At 66.6% G+C, this 19093-nt stretch carries 16 protein-coding genes; 6 read left to right on the top strand and 10 right to left on the bottom strand.

The window, feature by feature from the left end; translation table 11 throughout:
- Nucleotides 1-48: 48 nt before the first annotated feature.
- Nucleotides 49-438, top strand: coding sequence for a GNAT family N-acetyltransferase (locus CupriaWKF_RS20980; protein ID WP_276102682.1), 390 nt, complete (start codon nt 49-51; stop codon nt 436-438).
- 41 nt (nt 439-479) lie between these two features.
- Here CupriaWKF_RS20980 and CupriaWKF_RS20975 read toward each other — a convergent pair whose 3' ends face one another.
- Nucleotides 480-1238 (bottom strand): NADPH-dependent F420 reductase, encoded by a 759-nt coding sequence (locus CupriaWKF_RS20975; protein ID WP_276102681.1) that lies wholly within the window; start codon nt 1236-1238, stop codon nt 480-482.
- Nucleotides 1239-1515: 277 nt separating this feature from the next.
- Here CupriaWKF_RS20975 and CupriaWKF_RS20970 point away from each other — a divergent pair, with 277 nt between their 5' ends.
- Together CupriaWKF_RS20970 and CupriaWKF_RS20965 are read left to right on the top strand one after the other, a co-directional pair.
- Nucleotides 1516-3771, top strand: coding sequence for a TonB-dependent receptor (locus CupriaWKF_RS20970; protein ID WP_276102680.1), 2256 nt, complete (start codon nt 1516-1518; stop codon nt 3769-3771).
- A 39-nt stretch (nt 3772-3810) separates the two neighbouring features.
- Complete coding sequence (locus tag CupriaWKF_RS20965; protein WP_276102679.1) at nt 3811-4884, top strand: beta-propeller fold lactonase family protein; 1074 nt, start codon at nt 3811-3813, stop codon at nt 4882-4884.
- Nucleotides 4885-4904: 20 nt separating this feature from the next.
- Here the strand turns inward: CupriaWKF_RS20965 and CupriaWKF_RS20960 are convergent, their stop codons facing one another.
- Together CupriaWKF_RS20960 and CupriaWKF_RS20955 are read right to left on the bottom strand one after the other, a co-directional pair.
- Nucleotides 4905-5570: an ankyrin repeat domain-containing protein gene (locus CupriaWKF_RS20960; protein WP_276102678.1), complete on the bottom strand. Its 666-nt coding sequence runs from the start codon at nt 5568-5570 to the stop codon at nt 4905-4907.
- Nucleotides 5571-5968: 398 nt separating this feature from the next.
- The gene (locus CupriaWKF_RS20955; RefSeq protein WP_276097757.1) at nt 5969-7234 is read right to left on the bottom strand and encodes an IS256 family transposase; all 1266 of its coding nucleotides are present in this window, start codon (nt 7232-7234) and stop codon (nt 5969-5971) included.
- Between the two features lie 804 nt (nt 7235-8038).
- Between CupriaWKF_RS20955 and CupriaWKF_RS20950 the strand changes: the two genes are divergently transcribed.
- Together CupriaWKF_RS20950 and CupriaWKF_RS20945 are read left to right on the top strand one after the other, a co-directional pair.
- Nucleotides 8039-9769, top strand: a complete 1731-nt coding sequence (locus tag CupriaWKF_RS20950) for a PQQ-binding-like beta-propeller repeat protein (RefSeq protein ID WP_276102677.1) — start codon at nt 8039-8041, stop codon at nt 9767-9769.
- A 103-nt stretch (nt 9770-9872) separates the two neighbouring features.
- Entirely contained in the window at nt 9873-10406 is a 534-nt protein-coding gene (locus CupriaWKF_RS20945) for a c-type cytochrome (RefSeq protein WP_276103346.1), read from the top strand.
- Here CupriaWKF_RS20945 and CupriaWKF_RS20940 read toward each other — a convergent pair.
- The 4 genes from CupriaWKF_RS20940 to CupriaWKF_RS20925 form a co-directional block, all read right to left on the bottom strand.
- Nucleotides 10403-11428 (bottom strand): MBL fold metallo-hydrolase, encoded by a 1026-nt coding sequence (locus CupriaWKF_RS20940; protein ID WP_276102676.1) that lies wholly within the window; start codon nt 11426-11428, stop codon nt 10403-10405. The two genes, CupriaWKF_RS20945 and CupriaWKF_RS20940, sit on opposite strands and share 4 nt — an antisense overlap.
- Before the next feature lie 205 nt (nt 11429-11633).
- Nucleotides 11634-12602, bottom strand: coding sequence for a tripartite tricarboxylate transporter substrate binding protein (locus tag CupriaWKF_RS20935; protein ID WP_276102675.1), 969 nt, complete (start codon nt 12600-12602; stop codon nt 11634-11636).
- Between the two features lie 53 nt (nt 12603-12655).
- Nucleotides 12656-13000, bottom strand: a complete 345-nt coding sequence (locus CupriaWKF_RS20930) for a hypothetical protein (protein ID WP_276102674.1) — start codon at nt 12998-13000, stop codon at nt 12656-12658.
- 13 nt (nt 13001-13013) lie between these two features.
- Nucleotides 13014-14375 carry an acyclic terpene utilization AtuA family protein gene (locus CupriaWKF_RS20925; RefSeq protein ID WP_276102673.1) on the bottom strand — a complete coding sequence of 454 codons (1362 nt, stop codon included), beginning with the start codon at nt 14373-14375 and terminating at the stop codon, nt 13014-13016.
- Between the two features lie 117 nt (nt 14376-14492).
- Here CupriaWKF_RS20925 and CupriaWKF_RS20920 point away from each other — a divergent pair, with 117 nt between their 5' ends.
- Complete coding sequence (locus tag CupriaWKF_RS20920; protein ID WP_276102672.1) at nt 14493-15386, top strand: LysR family transcriptional regulator; 894 nt, start codon at nt 14493-14495, stop codon at nt 15384-15386.
- A gap of 118 nt (nt 15387-15504) precedes the next feature.
- On the opposite strand, the gene CupriaWKF_RS20915 is transcribed toward CupriaWKF_RS20920, so the two are convergent.
- From CupriaWKF_RS20915 to CupriaWKF_RS20905, 3 genes are all read right to left on the bottom strand, one after another.
- Nucleotides 15505-16641, bottom strand: a complete 1137-nt coding sequence (locus CupriaWKF_RS20915) for an ABC transporter substrate-binding protein (protein WP_346348632.1) — start codon at nt 16639-16641, stop codon at nt 15505-15507.
- A gap of 287 nt (nt 16642-16928) precedes the next feature.
- Nucleotides 16929-17441 carry a DUF1269 domain-containing protein gene (locus CupriaWKF_RS20910; protein ID WP_276102670.1) on the bottom strand — a complete coding sequence of 171 codons (513 nt, stop codon included), beginning with the start codon at nt 17439-17441 and terminating at the stop codon, nt 16929-16931.
- A 168-nt stretch (nt 17442-17609) separates the two neighbouring features.
- The gene (locus tag CupriaWKF_RS20905; RefSeq protein ID WP_276102669.1) at nt 17610-19076 is read right to left on the bottom strand and encodes an acetate kinase; all 1467 of its coding nucleotides are present in this window, start codon (nt 19074-19076) and stop codon (nt 17610-17612) included.
- Nucleotides 19077-19093: the final 17 nt, after the last annotated feature.

Raw genomic sequence — 19093 nt, 5'->3', positions numbered from 1 at the left:
GGCGGCGAGGGCCGTACATGCTTTGCTGCATTGCTAGGGGAGCCGCCGATGGAAATCCGTAATCTGTTGCCTGGAGAGGTCGAAGCCGCCAGGCAGCTACTGATCGCCAACGGCTGGAACAACCGCGTAGGCAGCGCCGAGCGCTTCGCCCGCCTTGTCGCCAATTCGCAGCACGTGGTCGTGGCCGTCGACAAGGGCGAAATCATCGGCTTCGCGCGCGCGCTTTGCGATGATGTGTCCGATGGCTTCCTGTCCATGGTGGTGGTCGCGCCCAGTCATCGCCGCCAGGGCATCGGGCGGGCGCTGGTACGCCAGGTCATGGGCAACGACCCCGACATCACGTGGGTATTGCGCGCGGCGCGCTCGTCCGAAGCCGCATTCTTCGGCCAGCTTGGCTTCACGCCATCGATGGTGGCCATGGAGCGCCGCCGGCCCTGAGCCCTCGTCGCCGCGGCCTGCCAACCCAGGCGGCGCCTCGCCTACTGCGCCTCCATCTTCCTGCGCATTTCCTCCACGCTGCCGATCTGACGGAACAGCGGCCCGCCGGGCGCGAACTTGTCCGCGCTGGCCAACGGCCCCACCACCACCGGTTCAAACCCCGCATCGCGCACGAGCTGCTGCGCCACGCGCAACGCGGCCGGGTCATCGCCGGCAATCGGCACGGCGATGCGTTCGCCTTCGCGATGGTGTTCCCTGGCGAAGTTGGTCGCGCCCATGAAATTGAACGCGCGCACCACGCGCGCACCCGCCAGGTATTTGCTCGTGGTGATGCCGATGCCGTTGCGCTGTGCCTCGTCGGCAATGGCGCCGTCCCGCTGGGCGAAGGCATTGGTCGCATCCAGCACGATTTTGCCCCGCCAGGCGCCGGGGTTCTCCTGGCCAAGTTCCGGCAGCGCCTTGTAAGGCGTGGCCAGGAACAGCACGTCCGAGAATGCCAGGGCGTCGGCCACCGTGCCCGCGCGCGCCAGCGGACCCAGTTCGTCGACCAGCGTCTTCAGCGACTCGGGATGCCGCGAGGAGAACAACACCGGATGGCCCGATTTCACCCACAAGCCCCCGATCGTCCCGCCGATCCGCCCCGAGCCGATCACGCCGATCCGCACCGGCTGCCCGCCGCCGGCACCGCCGCCCTGCGCGCACGCGCCGAGGTTCGGCACGGACAGGGCGAGCATGGCGGTGGCAGCGGCGCCAAGCAGGCGACGGCGGCCGGGATCGACATCAGTTTCGGTGGTCGGCATCGGCGATTCCTCCTGATTCGCGAGTCGGGACGCGGCAACCGGGCGCAACCCGAGGCCGCCTGAAAACTCTAGGCAAAAAACAGCGGACCGACAGCCACCGCAACTTGGCAGTACCTGCCCCCTGAACTAGATTAGGTAGCATTTGCGCCACTCGCAGTCATCCACGTCCAGCCCGCAACCGATGCCCGCGCGACGCAGCGCGACAGGGAACTCCATGGCCCGATGCCATTGCCGTACTCGTCCGCTCGGGATCGTGCCTTGCCTGGGTGCCCTGGCAATGCCTGCGTCATGGCCTGCGGCAGCGCAGCAAGACAACAACGTAGCGGCGGCCGACCAGGTCCACAACCTGCGTGAAGTCACCGTCGTGGCGCCTACCCCGCTGCCGGGCTTCACCATTGAGCGCCAGGCCTTTGCCGGCAATGCGCAAACCGCGACAGACGGCGACCTGGAACGCGTGAAGGCACCCAGCCTGCCAGCCTTCCTGGCAGAGACCATGACCGGCGTGGTCGTCAACGACGCACAGGGCAATCCGTTCGCCCAGGACATTCTCTATCGCGGCTACCGGCTTTCCCCCACGCTCGGGTCAGCGCAGGGACTGTCGCTGTACCTGGACGGCGTGCGTCAGAACGCGGCGCTGGGCGACGTGATCCACTGGGCCGCCATCCCCGAGGCCGCGCTCAGCACCATTACGCTGGTGCCGGGCAGCAATCCGCTCTATGGGCTCAATACGCTGGGCGGCGCGATCGCGCTGCAGACCAAGTCCGGCGAGACCCACCCCGGGGTGGAAGCCGACCTGAGCGTCGGCAGCTACGGTCGTGCGCGGCTCGATGTCAGCGCCGGCAAGGCGCTCGGTGACGGCTGGCATGCCTATATGGCAGGCACCGGATGGCGCGAGGACGGCTGGCGCGACCGTTCCGACAGCGACCTGGGCAACCTTTTCTTCAAGCTGGGCCGCTCCACCAGCGGCACACAGTGGAACGTGAGCGTGCTGGGCAGCAACAGCAGGCTGACCGGCAATGGCCTGGCGCCGGACAGCCTCTATGCCGCCGACCGCCGCGCCATCTACACCGCGCCTGACGTGACGCGGTCGCGGTCGCTGCAAGTGGCACTCAATGGCGCGCACCAGTTCAACGCGCAGGACCAGCTGCAGCTGACGCTCTACCTGCGCCAGACCCGCACCCGCGCCAACAGCGGCGACATCAGCGACGCCTACCTCGACACCGTACTCGACTGCCAGGGCCAGGGCCAGGGCGGCAGCGCGCAATGCGAGGCCGGCGATGCGCCGGCCAATGCCGTGCTCAACAGCGCCACGGTGCGAGAGACCAGCTATGGCGCATCGATGCAATGGTCGCATGACGGCGACACGCACCGCTTCGCGCTGGGTGCGGCGCTCGACCTGAACCGGTCGCACTACACGCAGACCACGCAGCAAGCGAGCTTTGACGATGCACGCAATGCCGTGGCCGATGCCGGCGCGCCGGTAGTCACCCGGGCCGCGCTGGACGGGCGCGACAGCACTGTCGGACTGTTCGCCACCGACACCATCCGCTTGCTCGAAGGGACCTTCCTGACGTTGGCGGCTCGCTGGAACCAGGGCCGCCGCCATACGCTGCTCAGTCTGCCCACGCAATCGGATGAAGGCTTCACGTACTCGCGGCTCAATCCGTCCCTTGGACTGACGCATCGGCTGCTGGACCGGCTCGTGGTGTTCGGCTCGGCTTCTCAGGGAACGCGCATGCCGACGGCCATCGAACTCGGTTGCGCCGATCCCGCCAACGCCTGCCAGTTGCCCACCGGCCTGCAGGCGGACCCGTTTCTGCGGCAGGTGGTCACGCGCACGCTGGAGTTCGGCGGCCGCTGGCAGCCGGCCGATGCCACCGAGGTGTCGCTGGCGCTGTACCGTAGCGATAATCGCGACGACATCCTGTTCCAGCGCTCCCCGTTCAGCCCGCTGGGCTTTTTCTCCAATTTCCCCAAGACCCGCAACCAGGGGGTGGAGCTGGGCCTGCGCCAGCGCCTCGGACGCCTTACCCTGCGCGCGGGCTACAGCTATACACAGGCCACCTACCAGGCACAGGGCGCACTGCATACACCGTTCGCCGCGCCCGTGATGGTGCGGCCCGGCACCCGCATGGCGGGCATCCCACTGCATAGCTTCAGGCTCGGCGCCGACTGGCGCGCCACGGCAACGCTGAGCGTGGGCGGCGACCTGCTGGTGTCATCGTCGCGGCCTGTCGCCGGCAACGAGGACGGTGCGCTGAGTGCGCAGAACCCGGGCCTGTCCGATACTGGCGGGTACCTGCTGCTGAACCTGCGCGCGAGCTGGCAGTTCTCGCCACGCTGGCAGGTCTACGGCCGCATCGACAATGTGTTCGACCGGCGCTACGCCACCTATGGCCAGGCCGGCTACAACCTGTTCCCGGGTGGAACGCTGCTGCAGCCTGGCGCCGCGGTTCCGGTGGAGCGCTTTGTCGCGCCCGGCGCGCCGCGCCTGTTCCTGGTTGGCGTTCGCTACGAGTGGGACGGACGCTGACGCGCCGGTGTCGTCTCGATTTTGCTTAGAGGAGCCGCCATGACATCGACATCCCCCTCCATGCGTGCCGCCGCACTGCTGGCGCTTGCCGCCCTGCTGGCCACGACGGGCCAGGCCCGCGCGGCGCAGGCCTATGTGTCCTCCGAGAGCGGCGGCATTGCCGTAATCGACCTGGAGCGCATGGAACGCCTGCCAGGCCCGGTCATCGCGGGCAAGGGACCGCGCGGGCTCGGGCTTACCGCGGACGGCAAATACCTGCTGACGGCAAACAAGGAAAGCGGCGACATGTCCGTGATCGACGTAGCCGCCGGCAAGGAGGTGAAGCGCGTGCCGATCGGCCAGAACCCGGAGTTCGTGCGCGTGGCCGGCGATCAGGCCTTCGTCACATACGAGCCCGGCGAACGGCCGGGCCCACCGGGGAAGCCTGGCACACCGACAGCTCCCAAGGACGCCGGCAAGCACGACGACGACAAGCCGCTGCCGGCCGAAATCGCCGTGGTCGACCTGCGCACCTGGCGCGTGGCGCGCACCATCCGCAGCGGCCTGGAAACCGAGGGCATCGAGTTCTCGCGCGACGGGCAGCTGATGCTGGTCACCAATGAAGGCGACGACACGGTCACCGTCTACGAGAAGGCGAGCGGCCGGCAGCTGCAACGCCTGCCAATGCCTGCCGGTTCGCGTCCGCGCGGCATCCGCGCGAGTCCCGACGGCAGCCGCTATGTGGTGACGCTGGAATCTGCCAACGCATTCCTGGTACTGGCCGCCGACGACTACCGCGTGCTGCGCACCGTACCCACGCGCACCGGACCCTATGGCATCACCTTCGACCGCAGCGGCGCCCGCGTGTTCGTGGCGGCTTCGCGCGCTGACACGCTGCAGGTCTTCGACGGCCAGAGCTACGCGCCGCTGGCCGATATCGCCGTGGGCAAGCGCTGCTGGCACTTCAGCTTCACGCCCGACGACGCGCGCCTGCTGGTGGCGTGCGGGCGTTCCAATGCCGTGCAGGTGTTCGACGCGCGCAGCTACCAGCCGGTGCAGCAGGTCGACGGGGTGCCGCTCGCGTGGGGTGTCGTGACCTATCCGAAGAGCGTCGGTTCGATCGACGCACCCTGACACGCCATGCTGCCGGGCCGCTACGGGCGCGCAGCCATGACGGCCGCCGCGGCTTTGGCGCCTGCCTGGTCGGCAATGGCGCGCGCGGTCAGCCCGCGGTCGTCCTGCAGGGCGGCATCGGCGCCGCGCGCCAGCAGCAGCTGCACGACCTCGCTCTTGTCGTAGCCGGCGGCCCACATCAGCGCCGTGAGCCCATGCTGATAGCGCGCGTTGACGTCCACGCCGGCATCGAGCAATTGCTTCACCACCGCCACCTGCCCCTGCCCGGCGGCGTAGACCATGGCCGTCTTGCTGATGCGGTCGGTCGCGTTGAGGTCGGCGTGGCGCTCCAGCAGCATCGCGGTGATGTCCGGGTAGCCGCCAAACGCTGCCGCCATCAGCGGCGTGACGCCCTGGAGGTTGGGCTGGCTGACATTGGCGCCGTGATCGACCAGCGTGCGCGCCATGCCGGTCAGCCCGCGCTTGGCGGCGGTAATCAGCGCGGTGTCGCCGATCCGGTTGCGCGAATCGACCGCGGCGCCTTGTTGCAGCGCGCTGCGCACGCCGGCCTCGTCGCCGGCGCGGGCTGAAGCCAGCAGCCGGGCATTCAGGCTGACGTCGTCCTCGGCCCGGACGGTTGCCTGCAGGCACAGTGCCCCGAGCAGGCACAGCCCCATCATGGAAACTCTCTGCACTGCGCGGTTCATCTGCGGCTCCTTGCGGCTGCGGCCGGTGCGGCTGCCGCTAAGTTTGGTGTGCGCAAAGCACAAATTCAAGGTTCATTGCTGGGTTGTGGGGATGGGGTTGGTGTTGGTGTTGGGGTTGGGGTTGGGGTTGGGGTTGGGGTTGGGGTTGAGGTTGAGGTTGTTGTGCTTGGCAGGCGCCGCTGTTTCGCCGGCGTAGCCGGCGAGTCACTTTTTGTCCGAGCGACAAAAAGTAACCAAAAAGCGCGTTTACTTGCCCTAGCGGGCGAATATTGATCGTAGTGTGCTGCGGGTGTTGTACGGGGATGGGCTTCAGAGTGTGCCTGGCTGCCTGCCGCGTGGTGCGCGTCCGCCGGTAGGGCCTGTCCGTATTTTTGTGTGCGAGGCGGTTTTGAATTCTGTCAGCTTCGAGCGGCAGTAAATCGCTCGCCATACAGAATAGCAAACTGATTCATGGCGGACTTCCAGTCATAGGTCGTGCGAACGGACTTGGTCAGCACGTTGCGCAGCGCCAGCCACAGCAACTTGATCGCAGCTTCATCCGAAGGGAAGTGGCCCCGGGTCTTGATGATCTTGCGCAACTGCATGTTCAAGCTCTCAATGGCATTCGTGGTGTAGATCACACGCCGGATGTCGGGCGGGAACACGAAGAACGGTATGACGTGCTCCCAGGCGCGTCGCCACGACTGCACGATCATCGGGTACTTGGCTCCCCACGGGCCGTCGGCGAAGTCCTGCAGCGCCTGCCCGGCCTCTTGTTCGCTGGCCGCGCTGTAGATCGGACGCAGCGCCTGTGCCAGCACCTTGCGGTCCTTATAGTTGGCGTATTCCAGGCTGTTGCGGATCAAATGCACAATGCAGGTCTGCACCGTCGTGCGGGGATAGGCCGTGGCAACGGCCTCCGTCAACCCCTTGAGGCCGTCGACCACTGCGATCAGGATGTCCTGGCAGCCTCGGTTCTTGAGTTCATTGAAGACCTTGAGCCAGAACTTGGCGCCTTCGGTCTGCTCGACCCACAGGCCCAGCACGTCGCGCTGGCCATCTGCCTGGATTCCCAATGCCAGATACACGGCCTTATTGCTGACGATGCCGTCACTGCGGATCTTGACCCGCAACGCGTCGAAGAACACGACCGGGTACATGGCCTCAAGCGGACGGTTCTGCCAGGCGATGGTCTCGGCCATGACCTCGTCGGTGACCGAGCTGATGAAGTCCGGGGAGACTTCGGTGCCGTAGCTCTCGGCCAGAAACGCCTGGATCTCGCGCACGCTCATGCCGCGCGCGTACATGGCGATAATGCGCTCATCGAAGCCGGTAAAGCGCCGTTCGTGCTTCGGGATCAGAACCGGATCGAAACTGCCATCGCGGTCGCGTGGCAGTTCGACCCGCACCGGGCCGCGGTCGGTGATCACGGTCTTGCCGCTCAGACCGTTACGCGCATTGGACTGCTCGGCCGGCTTGGGCTCGCCTGGCTTGTAGCCCAAATGCATGCTCATCTCGGCGCTCATCGCCCGCTCGATGATGGCCTTGTTGAACGCCAGCATCAGATCCTGGACCTCGCCGGGCGTCATCGGCCCTTTAACCAACTCATCAAGCAAGCCGTCAGGCAAGGCAGGCAGCGGCCCGCGGGCCGCTGCCTGAGACGCCACCGTACGTTTCTTCTTCATCGGCATATCCATGGTCATTACCTCTCATGATATGCCTCGTACACAAATTTCCGGATAGGTCCCGCCGGTAGGCTTTCAAGCAATGATTGAACGAGCCCCGAAACTGTCCGTGGTCCCTGCTGCAACCGACATCGTGTAATCGCCTTCGGCTGCGCTACGCGCAGAGCCCTAGTCTGAGCACCCAGGCCGCAGGCAAACCGCGCCACAGCGAAGCAGAGAAACCGAACCGTTGGCACGGGCGACGACGATGCCCGTCGCAGACCGACTAGGACGCGCGCGCAGCGCAGCCGTAGGCGTCCTACCACTGACGCTATTGGAACGCTGTACCCGAGCCCTACATGGGGATCGTACACAAGCCGGTTATCGCAGGCACTGGTTCTGAATCACTATGCGTAGCAGGCTCGAACGGGCAACCAAGCATCGCGAAACCAAAGCCGCTCGAAAACAAGAAGTGCATCGTTGATGGCCAGCCGCCAGGCGACGCTGTTTCGCCGGCGTAGCCGGCGAAACAGCGGCGCCTGCCAAGCACGACAACCCATCATCTCCCTCCAGCGAAGAGCCAAATTCAAGCGCAGCGTGAAATGCTGCAATGCAGGGAGGATTGCGCGACTTGCACCCGCGGCGCATAACCCCGCGCGTTATTGGTTGTCTTGTGCACATTCTTACCTATACTGCCCTCACCTCGGACCACTTCGTTGCGCGGCCGGGCTAGTTTGTGCGCCGCGCTGATGTCCGACTGAGCGCCGTCGACCGGCGCACGAGACAGGCGCGCCGGGGCTACAAAAATCGAAAAAGGAGCGTCCCATGCTCTCTGTCCCTCGTCTCTCCCGGCATGCCCTTTCCCTGCTGTTCCTGACCCTGGTTGCCTCCGCCGCGCACGGCGCCGAAGAGATCCAGGGCGGCGCGACCACCCCGGGATCGCCAATGTCCGGCGCGCTGCGTCCCGTCACCCAGGCACAGCTCGACGGCGCGCTGACCAACAGCAACGACTGGCTGCATTCCAACGGCTCGTACGGCCAGACGCGCTACTACGCCGGCAGCCAGATCAACACGAAGAATGTTGCCAGGCTGCGGCCCGCGTTCGTGTTCCAGACCGCCGTGATGGAGTCGATGGAGACCGCGCCGATCGTCGTCAACGGCGTGATGTTCCTCACCACGTCTTATAACCACGTCTACGCCATCGACGCGGTGACCGGCAAGGAGTTCTGGCACTACAAGCACAAAATGGGGCCGGTCACGACCTTCTGCTGCGGCCCGAACAACCGCGGCGTGGCGATCAGCGGCGACCGTCTCTACATGGGCACGCTCGATTCCAAGCTGGTCTCGCTCGATGCGAAGACCGGCAAGTTGCTCTGGGAGACGCAGATCGCCGATCCTGAACTGGGCTATTCGGAAACCATGGCGCCGGTCGTCATCGACGACAAGGTGCTGATCGGCACCAATGGCGGCGAATATGGCATCCGCGGCTTCGTCAAGGCGTTCAGCGCCAACGACGGCAAGCTCTTGTGGACCTTCTACACGATTCCCGAGAAGGGCCATGAAGGTGTCTGGGCCACCAAGGACGCGACCGGCCGCGACATGAAGCGCGATATCGCCGCCGAAAAGAAGATGCTGGCCGACAAGGGCGGCGGCTTCTACAAGACGCTGGGCGGCGGCGTGTGGATGGCGCCCGCCGTGGACCGCGCCAACAAGCTCGTGATCTTCGTCGTGGGCAACCCGTCGCCTGACTTGTACGGCGCCATCCGTCCGGGCGACAACCTGTACACGGACTCCATGGTCGCCATCGATCTCGACACCGGCGCCTACAAGTGGCACTCGCAATATATCGCCCATGACGTCTGGGACCTCGATGCGGTCAGCCCACCGATCCTGGTCGACGTGCGCGACGAGAAGGGTGCCATGATTCCCGGCGTGATCCACGGCGGCAAGACCGGTCACGTCTATGTGCATGATCGCCGCGACGGGCGCCTGATCCGCTTCTCGGAAGCCATGGTGCCGCAGGAAAACATGTGGACGCTGCCGACGCCGGCTGGCGCGCGCATGCTGCCCGGCGCCAATGGCGGCGTCGAATGGTCGCCGATGGCGTTCAACCCGAAGTTGCGCCTCGCCTATGCGGCCAACCTGCACCAGCCGATGACATACCAGGTTGAAGACGTGCCGTATCCCGGTGGCAAGCTGTGGCTCGGCGGCGCCTTCAAGACGATCCCGAGCGAGCAGCAGTGGGGCAAGCTGTCGGCCGTCAATATCGATACGGGCAAGGTGAAGTGGGACTTCAAGACCGATCAGCCGCTGATCGGAGGCGTGCTGGCCACCGCGGGCGGCCTGGTGTTCAACGGCGAGGGCAATGGCCTGTTCCGCGCCTTTGACGCGGCGACGGGCAAGAAGCTGTGGGAGTACCAGTGCGGTGCGGGTGTCAATGCGCCGGCGGTGTCCTACATGGTCGGCGGCAAGCAATACATCGCCGTCGCCGCGGGCGGCAATACCCAGATCGACTTCAAGCGCGGCAACAGCATCTTCGTCTTTGCAGTGCAATAACGCCCAACGCGGGCAACGCGTCATCTCATGCCTGATCCCAGCGCGCCGCAGCCTCCCGTCAGGGCTGCTGCTGGCGCTGGGCCTGCTGCTGTGCCCCGGCGGCATGAGCGGCCTGGCCCGCGCGGACGCCGCCGCCGGACAAGCCAAGGCCCAGGTGTGCGTGACCTGCCACGGTCCGCAAGGCAACTCGACCGATCCGGCCCACCCGCAGCTGGCCGGCCAGAATTCCCGCTACATATACCTGCAGTTGCGCGACTTCAAGGAAGGCCGCCGCAGCAACTCGGATATGTCGCCAGTGGCCGCGAAACTCTCGCGCGAGGACATGCAGGACCTGGCCGACTATTTCGCTGCGCAGAAGCCGCTGCCTTCCACTTACAAGGTCGACGCCGCGCGCGTCGATGCGGGGCGCAAGAAAGCCGAGGAGGTGCTGTGTACCATGTGCCACCTTGGCGGGTTCTCGGGCCAGAACGAGATCCCGCGCGTGGCGGGGCAGCACTACGCCTATATCGTCAAGCAGCTCGAAGATTTCCGCGCCAGGCGGCGCACCAATGACGCGGGCAATATGACCAGCGTCTCGCGCAACCTGAGCGATGACGATATCCGCAACCTTGCCAGCTACGTCACGAACCTGAATTAGCGCTGCGGTGCAAGCCTGTCCTCTCGGATCGGGCCAAACTCCACCGGCACCCACTCATAGCCGGCCGTGTCCCGGCGCACGTGGCCAAGGCCCGGAAACGGCAGGTGCGCGCCGCCGACCCACAACCTGCCCTTTGCCGCATCGGCCAGGATCCGGTTGCGCGTGATCGCCGCGGCGTGGCTGTCGACATCGAACTCGATCGACACGGAAGGCCGGCGGAACTGCACCGCATGGTTGTGGACGATGTCGCCCCACAGCAGCAGGCTGTCCTTGCCCGAGGTAAACAGGTAGCCGGTATGCCCCGGCGTGTGGCCGTAGGCGGCTACCGTGCGCACACCCGGCACCGGCTCCGTACCCGTGACCGCGTCAAAGGTGCGGAAGCGGCTGGCGGCCTGGTATGGCGCCACGGCATCGCGCGCCATGCCGAACAGCGCCTGGCTGTCCTTGCCGGCCGCGGCGGCGTTGGCATCGCCAAGCCAGTAGCTGGCGTCGGCCTTGTCGGCGTATACCGTGGCGTTGGGAAACACCGCCTGCCCGCCGGAAACGAGGCCGCAGGCATGGTCTCCGTGCAGGTGCGTAAGGAGCACGGTGTCGACCTGCGCCGGCTCGTAACCGGCCGCGCGCAGGTTGGTGACGACCTGGCCCAGCGTCGGCCCGAAGCAGCCCGCAGCGCCGGTATCGACCAGCACGAGATGGCTGCCGGTATTCACCACATAGGCATTGACAGCCGTCTGCATGCCGGGTGTCGATGCCACGAAACTGCGCGCCAGCAGGCGCTGCATTTCGCGCGCACTGGTGTACTTGAAGAGTTTCGGATCCAGGTCGATGTAGCCGTCGTAGAGTGCCGTCACCTCGAACTGGCCCACCATCATGCGGTAGTACCCCGGCGCCTGCGTCCTGACCTGCGCCGGCGGCGCGGCATGCGCGGCGGGCAAGATAGGTGGCAACAACGTGCCAACCAGGGCCGCCCCGGCAACGAGGGCACCGGCAAGTCGATGGGTCAAGGCATTCGGCGGCTTCATGTCACGCTCCTGTTTTGATTCGCGTTCTCGGGGCAAGCGGCTGGCATGGCCGGGCTGTCGCGGAAGTTTTGCCGCGGCAGCCAGCCGAACGCGTATCTTAAGGCGCGACAAGGGCCAGCGGTTAGCCCCAGTGCAAAAGCGTACCTACTTCTGCGTAAGTCAAACGGGGCCGATGGCCCCGTTGCAGGCGCAATCCGCGTTTCCGTTATTCAGGCTGGATATTCGCGGCCTTGATGATGCGGCCCCATTTGGCCGATTCCTGCTGCTGGAAGCGGGCCAGCTCCGCCGGCGTGCTCGTAAACACTTCCGTGCCGGTGCCCTGGTAGAAGCTCGCGGCGGTGTCGCTGCGCGCGGCCTTCACCAGCATGGCATTGAGCTTGTTGACCACCGCGGGCGGCGTGCCGGCCGGCGCGTACGCCGCGAACCAGTAGCTCATCTCATAGCCCTTGACACCCGCCTCGTCGATGGTCGGGACATCGGGCGCCAGTGGCGAGCGGGTCTTGCCCGATACCCCGAGCGCGCGCAGCTTGCCGCTCTTGACCTGCGGCAGGCCGGTGGCGGTATCGGTGATCATCATCTGGATCTGGTTGCCGAGCAGGTCGGTCACGGCCAGCGGGTTGCTCTTGTAAGGCACGTGCAGCAGCTCGACATGCGCCATCTGCTGGAACAGCTCGCCGGCGATGCGCGACGACGAACTGCCGCTGCCGAAGCTGAGCTTGCCTGGCTGCTTCTTCGCCAGCGCGATGAACTCGCCCACGGTCTTGGCCGGCAGCTGCGGGTTCACGACCATGATCTGGCCGCCGCGGCCCAGCGCCGTCACCGGCGTGTAGTCCTTGACCGGGTCATACGGCAGCTTGTGGAACAGGTGCTCGTTGGCGGCGTGCGTGGTGTTGGTGGTGATCAGCACCGTATACCCGTCGGCGCTGGCCTTGGCGACATCGGTGGCGGCAATGAAGCCGTTGGCGCCGGGCTTGTTGTCCACCACCACGGTGACCTTGCTGTCCACGGTCACGGCCTGCCCGATCGCGCGGGCCAGCTGGTCGGTCGCGCTGCCGGCCGCAAATGGCACGACGAAGCGGATCGGCTTGTCGGGATACTCGGCGAGCGCCTGCGCCGCGGGCAGCGCGGACAGGGCGAATACGGCAGCGGTAAGGATCCTGTGGATGCCAGGCATAAGTGTCTCCTGTTGAGGGGTCTTATCGGATGTAGAAGCGTGCAAGCTTGTGCTCAGGTGGCCGGCGCGGCCAGCCGCGGCGGCAACGGGATCTGCAACTGCAACACGCGGAACGACAGCGCCTTGCCATGCGCGTCGAGATTCAGGGCGTCGTTGACGCCGCCGTCGAGCACGCCGTCGATGACGAAGTTCATCGCCTGCAGCGACGGCACGAGATAGCGCGTGACAGCTGTCGGCTGGCGGTCGCGGAACAGCGCGCGCACGGCGTCCTCGGTCACGTGTTCGACCAGGTGACCGAAATCGCGGGCGTCATAGGCAATCACGCTGATGTTGGAACGGTTGCCCTTGTCGCCGGTGCGTCCGTGGGCGAACTGGTAGAGCGTTGCAGTGGCGGTCATGTCGGGACTCCGCTCAGTCGATGAAGGTATGGCCCGGCGTCACCGCATCACGCGGGACCAGGCAGGACATTGCGTTAAGCCGCGCGCGCTGTGCCGTGCGCACGCCGCCGCCGCCTGCCGGGCCGCACGTATACAGCGCATTGACCTCGCGCAGCAGTGCCTGCGCGACCGCGGCGTCCTCATGCGCCAGCGCGGCGCGCAGGCGCACGTCCTCGGCGGCGGCTTCGTGCGGGCCCGGTTGCGCCAGCATCCGGCCGGCATCGTCGGCGAGCACGCTGAGCACGCCGATCAGGTCGAAGCGGATGGGCACGTCATGCCCGAGCAGCGCCATGCGCCGGCGCACGATATCGGCGGCCAGGCGCGCGCGCGCTGCCGCATTCGGGCCTGCGTAGGAGATCTCGCCTTCCGCCATCCAGCCGCCTTGGAAAAACAGGTTGGCCTTGAGCTGCTCCGGCCGCGCATGGCCGCGCACATTGCGCACCGCGACGCGATCGGGGCCGAGTTGCGCGACCGTCACCGCGCTGATATCGGCCACCACGTCAGGCGTCAGGTACGCTGCGGGGTCGTGGACCTCGTACAGCAACTGCTCCTTGACCGTGCGCAGGTCCACGCAGCCGCCGGTACCTGCGGCCTTGAAGATCTCGATGGCGCCGGCTTCGTCCAACTGCGCGATCGGGAAGCCCACGGCATGGACGTCCGGCACGTCCTTCCTGCCGGGATCGGCGAAGTAGCCGCCGGTGACCTGCGCGCCGCACTCGAGCAGATGCCCTGCCATGGTGGCCGCCGCGAGCCGGTCCCAGTCCTGCCAGGACCAGCCGAAGTGCGCCATGGCCGGGCCCACCGCCAGCGCAGGATCCGCCACGCGGCCGCAGACCACCACCTGCGCACCAGCCTGCAGCGCATCGGCAATGCCGCGTGCGCCGATATATGCATTGGCGCAGACGAAGCGCGTCTCGGGAAAACCGGGCCCGACGATATCGCGCAACAGCGCGCGGCCTGCCGCGTGCGACAGGTCATCGCCCTCCACCACGGCCACGCGCGGCGCCGGCAACCCAAGCTCCTGCGCAAGCTGGCGCACCCGCGCCGCCGCGCCGCGCGGATTGGCCGCGCCAAAGTTGCCGATGATCGGAATGCGATTGGCCAGGCAGAGTCCGAGCACGGGCGTCAGCAAGGCATCGAGCAACGGCTCGTAGCCAGCCGCGGGGTCGCTGCGCCGGGCCAGCTGCGCCAGCGCCAGCGTGCGTTCGGCCAGCGTCTCGAAGATCAGCGCGGCGGGTCCGCCGGCCGCGATCAGGGTGCGCACGACGGGCAGGGCGGCATCGGTGCGGTCGCCGGAGAAGCCGGCGCCGGAGCCGATCAGCAAGGGAGCGGTCATGGTGTCTGGGGCGGTTGAATCGGTGTTCCAGGTCATTCTAGGGCCGCTTCAATCAACCAAAAAATGGATTATTTGGATTAATCTAGTGATTTATCAGATGAATCTGGCGGGACCGCCATGAATCTCTCCGTCAAGCACCTGCGCGCCTTCGTGGCGCTGGCCACTCATCGCAACTTCACGCGCGCCGCGCGTGCGTGCCACCTGTCGCAGTCGGCGTTCAGCGCGCTGGTCCAGACCCTGGAAGAGCAGGCCGGCAGCCGCCTGTTCGAACGCACCACGCGGCACGTCGAGCTGAGCGCCGACGGCGTGCGCTTCGAGGAAACCGCGCGGCGCCTGCTGGCCGATTTCGAAGCCGCGTTCGAAGACCTGCGCGCCCACGCCGAGCGCCGCAAGGGCCGCGTCAGCATCGCGGCGCTGCCGTCGATTGCCGGCGGCGACCTGCCGCCATTGCTGGCGGCCTTCCGCCAGCGCTACCCGGGCATTGCGCTGGAGCTCTTCGACCAGCTGGCCGACGGCTGCATCGATATGGTCCGGCGCGGCCGCGCCGACTTTGCGCTGGCCCCGGCGCCGGCCCAGGACGACGACCTGAGCGTCGAGCCGCTCGTGCACGACACCTTCCACCTGGTCTGCCCGGCGACGCACGCGCTGGCGCGCAAGCGCCGCATCACGCCGCAGATGCTGGCGGGCCAGCCCTTCATCCACCTGTCGCGGACCAGCAGCGTGCGCCAGCACCTGGATGCCGCGCTGCATCCGCTGAAGCTCAGCAGCGTGATGGAAGTGGAACACCTGGCCACGGTCGCCGCCCTCGTGCAAGCCGGGCTTGGCGTGAGCGTGGTGCCGTCGCTGGCCCTGTTCCAGTTCCAGCGCGAGGGGTTGGCTATCCGGCCGCTGCAGATGCCGTCTCTGGTCAGGGATATCTGCCTGGTGCGGCTGCGCGAGCGTGGCGACTCGGCCGCGGCGGCGGCCATGATCGATTGCCTGCGTGAGCAATACGGCCGGCGCCGGGGCTGAGCGCACGCAGAATCGGGTACGCTTCAGGGGCTTTGGCCATGCTGCCGCGGCCCTTCTGGCGCGGCCTGCAAGGCAGGCGGAGCACCACGCAGAAACGGGTACGCCCCGCCAGGGCCACTCAGCGGATCAGCTTGCCCGTCGACGAGACGATCGACATCTCGACAAAGGACGACCCCGTGTGGCGGGCCGGGCTGTAGCTGATGAGAATGCCGCCCAGGTCGTAGTCGCGCAGGTTCTCGAGCGCCGCGACCAGGCGCTCGCGGGTCAGGTCGGGGCCCGCGCGGCGCAGCCCTTCCACCAGTACCTTCGCGGACATGAAGCCCTCCATGCCGGCGTTGCTCGGGTCCACGTTCTGCTGCCGCGCCAGGTTGCGGTACTCGCTGGCCAGTGACATCTGGCTCGAGTTCATGCCCGGTACGACCTGCGTGATGATGAGCCCGCGGGCATCCGGGCCGAGTTCCTTGATGAAGGAGTCGGCTGCGTTGTTCGACAGCGTGACGAACTGCGCCTGGCTGCCGGCCTTGCGCATATCGCGGATCACGCGCGCGGCCTCCGAACCCGAGCCGATCACCAGCACCGCCTGCGGATCGGCCTTGTTCACCGCCGCCACCTGCTGCGTGATGTCGCCCATCGGCCGGGCAAAGCTGGCGGACGCGGCCGGTTGCACGCCGCGCGCCTGCAGCGCAACGTTGAAGCCCTCGAATACGTCCTTGCCGAACCCGTCGCTGGCATAGACGATGGCGATGCGCGTCATGCCCGAGGTCGCCAGGTGGTTGATCGCGCGCGCGACTTCATCCTGGTACTTGGCCCGCACGTTGAAGACGTAGCGGTTGACCGGGCGGTGCAGCGTGATCGCTCCGGTCAGCGGCGCCACCAGCGGCACCTTCTCGGCCGCGATGATCGGCAGGATGCTTTCGTTCTGCGGCGTGCCGCGCACCATGAACAGCGCAAAGACCTTCTCGTCCTGCAGCAGCTTGCGCACATTGTCCGGCGTGCGCTTCGCGTCAAAGCCGTCGTCCAGCGTGACCAGCTCGATACGGCGTCCCGCGACGCCGCCGTTTGCATTGACCGCGCGCAGGTAGACCTGCGCGCCTTCGATCTGCTCCTTGACCGAACCTGCGACCGGGCCGCTCACGCCAGCCGATTGCCCGATGCGAATCGCGGTCTTGCTGACACCCTGCTCCGCGAATGCCGCCGGCGCGGCGAACCCCAGCGTGGCGGCCAGCATGCCGCACGCAAACCATGTTGCCTTCATCATCCTGACCCCTCCCGCCTTGATGGCGTGCTCTCGTTGTAGCGTCGCTGTCGCCGGCGCCTCCGGCAGGTGAATCACGCGGACGGCGTCGACGCAACGTTTCGCAAATTACCCGAAGCAGGGTATCGGGGCAAACGGCGGATCAGGGGGTGTTGCTGCGGCATCACACCTTCACCGGCTCCCGGTGCAGGTGTGATGCAGGGACGCGCGTGCAAACGCGCATCGAGGCGCGCCGCGAAGGCGCGGAAGGACTGTCGCTTACGTTCGGCGCGGCAGGACGGGAGGCGTCAGGGGAAGGCCGGCACGGCCGGATCCAGGCCGGCAAACGCGGCTTCCGGATGGGCCTTCTGCAGCAGCATTTCGACTTCCTCGACACGGCCGCGCGGCACGTCGACCATCAGCAGGATCTTGCCCGCTTCGATGTCCTTCTCGAACGCGCGCAGGCGGCTGTTGGGCGCCGAGCTGCCGATCATGCTCGCAGACCAGGCACCGAATACCGCGCCGAGCACGGCCAGCACGCCAACCAGCCCCCACTGCGGAGTGTCGCTGACGATCGGGAACATGGCTACGACCGCACCGGCCACCAGACCCACGCCGCCACCCACCATCAGCCCCATTTCTGCGGCGTGGATGATGTCGGAAGTCTGGAACAGGTTGGCTTCATGCAGGCCTGTCATGTCGGCCCCGTCGCGCGCCACGAAATGGATGTGGCTGTTCTCGACGCGGGCCAGGAGCAGGTCGTCCATGGTGCGTCGGGCACTGACCAGATCGGGCAACAACCAGAAGATGCGTTTGCGCATGTCTGTCTCCTTTTTCAGGCCGTCCCGGAAGTGGGGATACCGTCTGTGGGACGGGGGTTGTTTCTTTGTACGCCGTTCATGCGGTGAGTGCAAGACAGCTTTCCCGCCGGGTCTGGCGATGTGACGCGCGCGTCCGTCGCACGCGTCACAAGCGCCCTGGGTCGCGCGTCAGAATGTGATCGGCAGACGTACATTGACCTGCAGATCAGGCGTATCGCGCGTGAGGCCCGCGCCCACCGAGAGGTTCAGCGTGTAGCGGTTGTTGAAGCGATAGGAATAGCCCACCAGCAGCGTGCCCTGCGTCACGCGCACCGAGCCCGGCACCGTCTGACCGTTCTGCTTGGTCGGCCAGATGATGGCCTGGTCGTAGCCGATCGAGAACGAGGCATGCTCGTTGAGCGCCAGGCCCATGCCGAAGCTGAACTCGAAGATGTCCCCGGGGGCGATCTTGCCCAGGAACTCCTTGTCGCCGTTGAGCACGGTACGGCTGACGTTGTCGCGCGCGAAGTTGTGCAGGTAGCTGAAGGTGCCGAAGAACACCGCCGGGTCGGTCGGCAACAGCCACGTGACGCCCGGCTGGATGGCCTGGAAGCCCGTGCCGGTCGGCAGCCCCAGTGGCAGGCCCGTGCCAGTCGCGTTGCCGACGCAGCGCGTCACGCAATCGGTGACGACCTCGAACGGATCCTTGCCAGTGTTGGACTTGTAGCGCAGCCAGCCAATGAAGTACGGCATCTTTTCATTGCCGTAGTTGAGCTGGTAACGCAGAGTTGCTTCCACGTCGCCAAGACCGCTGCCAGCTGCGTTGAAGACATTGTCGACCGCCGTGCCCGTGAATATCTCACGGCTGACTGTGGAGCCGGAGCTGTGGACGTATGGCACCTTCGCTTCAATTTCCAGTCGCTTGGTGATGCCGTAGCGCAACGCCACAGACGCCAGGTAGGTCGTGGTCTTGACTTCGCGCACGTCGACAAGCCCGATCAGGATGGCGGGAATCACCGTGTAGCCGACCAGCGCTACGCGGTTATTGGATGAATAGCCGTACTGGAAGCCTGGTTCCACCACCAGCTTGCCTTCGCCTGTCAGCACGCCGGGCTGGTCGGTGATCGGCGCGATTTCGGGCGGCCGCGTCTCACGCTCGGGCGGGCGGCCCACGGGCTCGTCCACACCGGCCACCTGCGAGTCCGCCGACTCCCCCTGTTGCGGCTGGCCCTGCTGGGGTTGCTGCCCCTGCTGGGCTTGCACGGGAGCCTGCTGCGGCTGGCCCACAACCTGCTGGGGCGTATTGACGGGATTGGGGGCACCCTGCGCGGCGCTGGAGGCTGCCGCGGCTGTCGCGGCATTGGTCGCATTGTCCCCACCCGTGATGCCGGGCCCCGCGCCGCCGCGCTTTCTTGCCAGGACATCGTCGCCGATGACGCTGCGCAGTTCCTTAATGACAGCGTCCTGCTCGGCCAGCGCCCGCTTCATGGCTTCCAGTTGGCCCTGTTGCTCGGTCAACTGGTGTTGCAGGGCTTCGATGCCCGGAGCAGGCGATGGCCCTGCATCTGGAGAGGTCTGGGCCTGTGCCAGCCCTCCGACCAATAGCAACGTCGAGCATCCAGCGTTCCGGATGCTCTGCATCGACCGCTTATTCATGACGTCTATCCTCCCCC

It is taken from the genome of Cupriavidus sp. WKF15, assembly GCF_029278605.1.
Lineage (GTDB): Bacteria > Pseudomonadota > Gammaproteobacteria > Burkholderiales > Burkholderiaceae > Cupriavidus.
This window is presented reverse-complemented; position numbering and strand designations above follow the sequence as displayed.